This window comes from Candidatus Neomarinimicrobiota bacterium, assembly GCA_041862535.1.
Taxonomy (GTDB): domain Bacteria; phylum Fidelibacterota; class Marinisomatia; order SCGC-AAA003-L08; family TS1B11.
In genome coordinates this window covers 1-5,153 of the sequence record JBGVTM010000322.1, presented here as the reverse complement: position 1 = coordinate 5,153, position 5,153 = coordinate 1, and the positions used below count along the sequence as shown (strand labels likewise).

At 57.8% G+C, this 5,153-nt stretch carries 10 protein-coding genes; all 10 read right to left on the bottom strand.

What is annotated here, in order from left to right; genetic code table 11:
* On the bottom strand, nt 1-333 hold a 333-nt coding region (locus tag ACETWG_11625; protein ID MFB0517235.1), incomplete at its 3' end, for a F0F1 ATP synthase subunit delta.
* A complete protein-coding gene (gene atpF / locus ACETWG_11620; GenBank protein MFB0517234.1) occupies nt 333-827 on the bottom strand; it encodes a F0F1 ATP synthase subunit B in 495 nt (164 codons plus the stop codon). The genes ACETWG_11625 and atpF, both read right to left, overlap by 1 nt.
* Nucleotides 828-877: 50 nt before the next feature.
* Nucleotides 878-1,141, bottom strand: a complete 264-nt coding sequence (locus tag ACETWG_11615) for an ATP synthase F0 subunit C (GenBank protein MFB0517233.1) — start codon at nt 1,139-1,141, stop codon at nt 878-880.
* Nucleotides 1,142-1,264: 123 nt separating this feature from the next.
* Nucleotides 1,265-2,068, bottom strand: a complete 804-nt coding sequence (gene atpB / locus ACETWG_11610) for a F0F1 ATP synthase subunit A (protein MFB0517232.1) — start codon at nt 2,066-2,068, stop codon at nt 1,265-1,267.
* Nucleotides 2,069-2,086: 18 nt separating this feature from the next.
* Entirely contained in the window at nt 2,087-2,488 is a 402-nt protein-coding gene (locus tag ACETWG_11605) for a hypothetical protein (protein ID MFB0517231.1), read from the bottom strand.
* Entirely contained in the window at nt 2,485-2,694 is a 210-nt protein-coding gene (locus ACETWG_11600; GenBank protein ID MFB0517230.1) for an AtpZ/AtpI family protein, read from the bottom strand. Before ACETWG_11600 ends, ACETWG_11605 begins: the two co-directional genes overlap by 4 nt.
* A gap of 80 nt (nt 2,695-2,774) precedes the next feature.
* Nucleotides 2,775-3,203 (bottom strand): polymer-forming cytoskeletal protein, encoded by a 429-nt coding sequence (locus tag ACETWG_11595; protein ID MFB0517229.1) that lies wholly within the window; start codon nt 3,201-3,203, stop codon nt 2,775-2,777.
* A complete protein-coding gene (locus ACETWG_11590) occupies nt 3,196-3,933 on the bottom strand; it encodes a M23 family metallopeptidase (GenBank protein MFB0517228.1) in 738 nt (245 codons plus the stop codon). Before ACETWG_11590 ends, ACETWG_11595 begins: the two co-directional genes overlap by 8 nt.
* Before the next feature lie 147 nt (nt 3,934-4,080).
* A complete protein-coding gene (locus tag ACETWG_11585) occupies nt 4,081-4,977 on the bottom strand; it encodes a ParB/RepB/Spo0J family partition protein (protein MFB0517227.1) in 897 nt (298 codons plus the stop codon).
* On the bottom strand, nt 4,970-5,153 hold a 184-nt coding region (locus ACETWG_11580; protein ID MFB0517226.1), incomplete at its 5' end, for a ParA family protein. The genes ACETWG_11585 and ACETWG_11580, both read right to left, overlap by 8 nt.

Genomic DNA, 5,153 nt, shown 5'->3' with positions numbered 1-5,153 from the left:
GGTCAGGTCCATCCGGGCACCTTGCACCTGGGCCAGATGGATCAGGGACTTGACCACTGCGGGCAGTTGCAGGGCCAGGCCCCGTTCCAGTAAGCAGCGCAAGACCTCGAATTCCAGCTCGGTGAGGATGCCCGCGAAGGCCCGGCGCATGATCACCAGTTTCTGCTCTTCGGGGATCCGGTGGGTGATAATCAAATGGCGGAAGGCCTTGTTTTCCCTGAAGGTCCGGGCCAGCAGCACCAACCGGTCCAGAAAGCCTTCCACCATCCCCAGGCTGATAGCCACTCTGAGGGTGGCCCTGGCAAATTGGCGCGCCTTTGGGTTGGCCGCCATCAGGCTTTCCCGATCCGGCGGAGGCTCGCCTCCACCAATTTCTTATTATCCTCCGTGGTCAGGTTGCGCTCCATGACTTTGCCAGCCAGGTAGAGGGACAGGTCCACCACGGTGGTCCGGACTTCCCGCAGGGCCCGCTCGCGTTCGGCCTTGATCTGCTCCTGGGCCCTGGCAACGAGCTCATCGGCCTTCTTCTTGGCGGCTTCCTCGAGCTCTACCCGCACTTTTTCGGCTGCGCTCCGGGCTTGAGATAGTATTTCCTGGGCTTCCAGGCGACCCCGCCGGATCTGTTCTTCTACTCTGGCAGTGAGCTCTTCTGACTCCCAGCGGGCTTTGTCCGCAGCTTCCAGGGCGCTGCGAATGCCCGCCTCGCGCCGATCCAGGGCTCTGATCATGGGCCGCCACGCCTTCCAGGCCAAAATGGCCAGTACCATAAAAAATGTGATCCACGTCCAGAAGATAAGGCCCGTGTCAAATCGAACCAGCTGCTCCATGTGCGCTCCTATCTAGCTGTTTGCCGGGAAATACCTGTGTTAGTCCCCCCTCACTTCAGGGCGATGAGCAGGCAGACCACCTCGGCAATAATGGCCACCCCTTCCAGGAGGAACAGGGGCAGGTTGATGGCGGTGCGGATGTCAGCGGCGGCTTCGGGCTGGCGAGCAGTGCTTTCGGCGGCGGCGGTGGCAAACCGGCCAATACCCAGCGCCGCGCCGATGACCACCATGGCGGCACCGATGGCCGCGCCCAGGTAAGCGATGGCATTGGATACACCCGCCGCCTCCTCAGCCCCGGCGGCCGAGGTAACCATGAAACCGACAAAGACCACCATAAAGAAAAACAGTCGCTTTCTGAACAGGGATTTCATTCGATCATCTTCCTTTAGCTTGTTATTTGACTCATGGGATTTCTTACCCAATGGAAACTTCGCTGGCTAATGCTCCGGGTTAATGGCCGCACCGACGAACACCGACGAAAGGAGGGTGAACACATACGCCTGCACCAGGGCAACGATAATTTCGAGAAAATTGATCCCCACATTAAGTACCACTGATCCGATGCCGATCCAGGCATTGGCCATGAGAAAGATGGGCGCCAGAATAGCCAGCATGGCGATATGCCCGGCGGTCATATTAGCAGCCAGTCGCATGGTGAGGGCAAAGGGCCGGACAATCATGCCCAGCAGTTCAATGGGCACCAGGATAAACAGGACCGGCCAGGGCACACCTCTGGGTGCCAGGTTCCGCCAGTACCCGATTACTCCGTGCGCCAGACTGCCGGCCACTATCACCGCCATGAAGGTGATGAACGCCAGGGAGCCGGTAACAATGATGTTGCTCGTGGCGGTGCCGCCCCCGGGGATCAGGTCAAAGAAGGGTATCAGCCCCAGGAAATTGGCCGTCAGGATCAGCGTGAAGAAAGCCAGGATCACCGGCGACCAGAACGAAGCATACTGGCGACCCACATTGGGCACCACGATCTGGTTGTGGACGAAGTCCACTACCAGCTCCAGGAAGTTGCTGAATCCGGAGGGTATCGGCTGCTCCTCCCGACGATAGCGCCGGGTGCCCAGCAGAAAGGCCGTGGCCACCAGCGCCCCGGCAAGCCAGAGCATGATCACATGCTTGCTGATCGAGATATCCAGGCCAAACAGGTGCAGGGGCACCAACGGCTCGCTGTTTGAGACGTGGTGGAGGATAATGGCACCGATATTTTCGCTATGTTCTATCGCTTCCATCGGTGTTGTTGTCAATTCTTACGATGACCCGCCCCTCCCCAGCCGGACTGCCACTGCCCCCAGGGCAGCTTGATAACGGTAGGCCTCGAACAGGTGCCAGATGAAAAAGTTGACCAGGAGCGAGCCGACGAACGGTCCTGGCGGCAACGCAGTGGCCAGCAGGATCGCAGCGGTCCACAGGCCAATGAGTACCACCTTGACCAGGAAATTGGTCACGACAAAGCGCTGATATCTCCGCTGCTGGTCGGGCTGGGTCTTGAGCACGAAGAAGACAAACAGGCTGCCAGCGGAAATGGCGATTGGAAGAATGCCCCCGGCAAACACCGCCACAGCGTTCGGCCTCCCTGCCAGAAGCCATACCAGGCCAGAAGCGAGTGCAAAGAGCACTCCCAGGATCGTCCCCGTAATGACCGGCCTCATTTACCTCCTTTAGTTTGAAACATGGCCTTCCAGAGATCATACAGCCCTACGGCCACACCCAGAAGAAGCCCTCCGAGCAGAAGGTAGGGTTCGGTGTCAAACTTTCGATCCAGAAAGTAGCCCACTGCTCCGAGGATTAAGACCGCTCCCGTCAGGGTATAAGCGGCCGAGATAGCTCCCCTCGAAGAACCCGAAATTGGCGACATCTCAGGCAGGTCCGGCCGCGCAGCACACAGCACAGCAGGGGCTGGCAGGGGTCATCCAGAAGGGCAGCGGTGTTCCGGCCTTAGCCGGCGGCCTCCGCATTGGCCGCCTTGGTCTTCTGATCGGAACCCTCCTTGGCAGGGGAACCATCGGTGGTCTTGGGTGCACTGACCTTGGCACCCTCCATCTGACACTTGCCCGTATACTGGGCACCTTCTTCGATCACCAGCAGCTGAGCCCGGAGCTCGCCCACCATTTTAGCCGAACTGCCCAAGGTGGACCGGCCCTTGGTAGTGAGGCTCCCGTCCAGCTCGCCGTCAATCACAGCCTCCTGAGCCACCACGGCCCCTTTGATCAGGGAATCCTTCGCTGTGCGCACCTGCCCGTTGGAGTGCACATCCCCTAAAACGGTACCATAGATCAGTACCGAACCCTTGATATCCAGGTTTCCCTGAATCACGGTATTCGGCCCAACGATAGTGTTAGTCTGTGAGTTTTCTTCTTTAACCATGGGTTTCTACTGAGACGTCCTGTGTTCTATAAAGGTCAATAAAGAGCCGGGGATCTATCGATCTGGCATCCTTCCAGATCTCAAAATGCAGATGCGGACCCTGACTGATGCCCGTGTCACCGACCAGAGCGATAGGCTCACCCCGTTCCACCCACTGCCGGGCGGATACCAGATTGGTCTGGTTATGGCCATAGACGGTAAAGTATCCGTCGCCATGGCTGAGAATAATCATGTAGCCGAGATCCTCAGTCCAGCGGGAAAACACCACCAGACCGGAGGCGGCAGCGGCCACTATTCCCCCAGCGGGCGCTGCAATATCGATGCCCTCATGATTAACCTGGAGGTCCAGCTCGTGCAGCTGCAACCCGCGGGTCACATAACCGTTGACCGGCGGAAAGGTAGGGATATTTTCCAGAAAATTAATGTAAATCTGATCAATGAAAATCCCCCCTCGTCGACCTTCCAATATGCTCAACGGTTCCCCGTGGTCATCCTCCAGATCAATGGACAGTTCTAATTCGCGCAGGAGATCCACGCCGATGAGACCGTACTGGCTATTATCGAGGATCACATGGCGGACTTTATCCCGATAACTTTCCAGCCGCCGGTTCTCGGCCTGAAGATCAGTGTAATCGGCCACCTGCAGCAGGGTAACTATCCAGCCCCCTACCAGTGCGATCCCTACCAGGGCGACTGCCAGGAGGGCAACACCCATATGGCCTGCTCTCACCCAGTAACTCCTGGTCCAGCCACCATCTTCAGACATAACGAGAAACTGTAATTTTCTGTGCCAGATGTTTTTCAAAAAGCCCATTAGTTTAGCCTGCATATAAAAAGTTAGTCAACGGAAAATGCACCCCTGTTCCGACCCCTTATTCTAGTGCGGTTCAAGTCTACCGAGAATGAGTTCCAGGATTCGCTCCAGGTCGTCTTGGGAATAATAGGATATCTCGATGGTGCCCGTGTCGTTGCTCTTGGGCTTGAGGCGGACTTTGGTATTCAGATGGCTGAGAAGTTCTATTTCCACCCGGTTGACAAAGGTCGGCCGCGGTGGTGGGATTTTCTTTGGTTTGCCGGGGCCTCCGGCAGCTTTCTGCTCCCTGGCATCGAGGATATCCTGCACCGCCGCTTCCGTCTGACGAACACTTAGTCCCTGGTTGACAATCTTTTTCCACAGCCGCTGTATGAGGGCCGGTTGGGGCAGGCTCAGGAGGGCCCGGGCATGGCCCATGGTGATCTCGTTCTTCTTCAGGCTCTCCTTGATCTCCGACGGTAAACGCAGCAGGCGCAGGGTATTGGCTACTGCCGGACGGCTCATGCCTACCTGGTCGGCAATCTCTTGCTGGGTGAGGTCATACTTGCTGTTCAGCAGAGCAAAGGCCTCCGCCTGTTCCATCGGGTTCAGATCCTCCCGCTGAAGATTCTCTACCAGGGAATACTCCATCATGTCTACATCGGTGTCCACGCTCAGGATATACACTGGGATGCTATCCATGCCCAGGGACCTGGCTGCCCGCAGACGCCGCTCACCCGCCACCAGCTGGTAGCGGCCATCACCTGACTCCCGCACCGTAACGGGCTGTATGATACCCTTGGCCTGAATGGAACTGATGAGGTCGGCCATCTCCTCATCACCAAACTCCTTGCGGGGCTGGAGCGGATTGGAATCGATGAGATCCAACCGCAGTTGGGGCTGACCGGTCTCGGGGGAAATCTCCACCTCAGGGGTGGGGATCAGGGCTTGCAGTCCTCGGCCCAGGCGCTGTTTAGCCATTGCGCGCCAGCACCTCGCTTACCAGTGCCATGTAGTTCTGGGAACCCACCGAGGAAGCATCATACAGGATGATCGGCTTGCCGTAACTGGGCGATTCGCTCAGGCGCACGTTGCGCATGATCGCGGTGTTATACACTTTCTCGCCAAAATAGGCCCGCACTTCTTCCGCCACCTGT

Excerpts from the sequence above, each read along its gene's own strand:
- atpF (MFB0517234.1), bottom strand. The coding sequence starts at position 827 with ATGGAGCAGCTGGTTCGATTTGACACGGGCCTTATCTTCTGGACGTGG.
- ACETWG_11615 (MFB0517233.1), bottom strand. The coding sequence starts at position 1,141 with ATGGTTACCTCGGCCGCCGGGGCTGAGGAGGCGGCGGGTGTATCCAAT.
- atpB (MFB0517232.1), bottom strand. The coding sequence starts at position 2,068 with ATGGAAGCGATAGAACATAGCGAAAATATCGGTGCCATTATCCTCCAC.
- ACETWG_11605 (MFB0517231.1), bottom strand. The coding sequence starts at position 2,488 with ATGAGGCCGGTCATTACGGGGACGATCCTGGGAGTGCTCTTTGCACTC.
- ACETWG_11600 (MFB0517230.1), bottom strand. The coding sequence starts at position 2,694 with ATGTCGCCAATTTCGGGTTCTTCGAGGGGAGCTATCTCGGCCGCTTAT.
- ACETWG_11595 (MFB0517229.1), bottom strand. The coding sequence starts at position 3,203 with ATGGTTAAAGAAGAAAACTCACAGACTAACACTATCGTTGGGCCGAAT.
- ACETWG_11585 (MFB0517227.1), bottom strand. The coding sequence starts at position 4,977 with ATGGCTAAACAGCGCCTGGGCCGAGGACTGCAAGCCCTGATCCCCACC.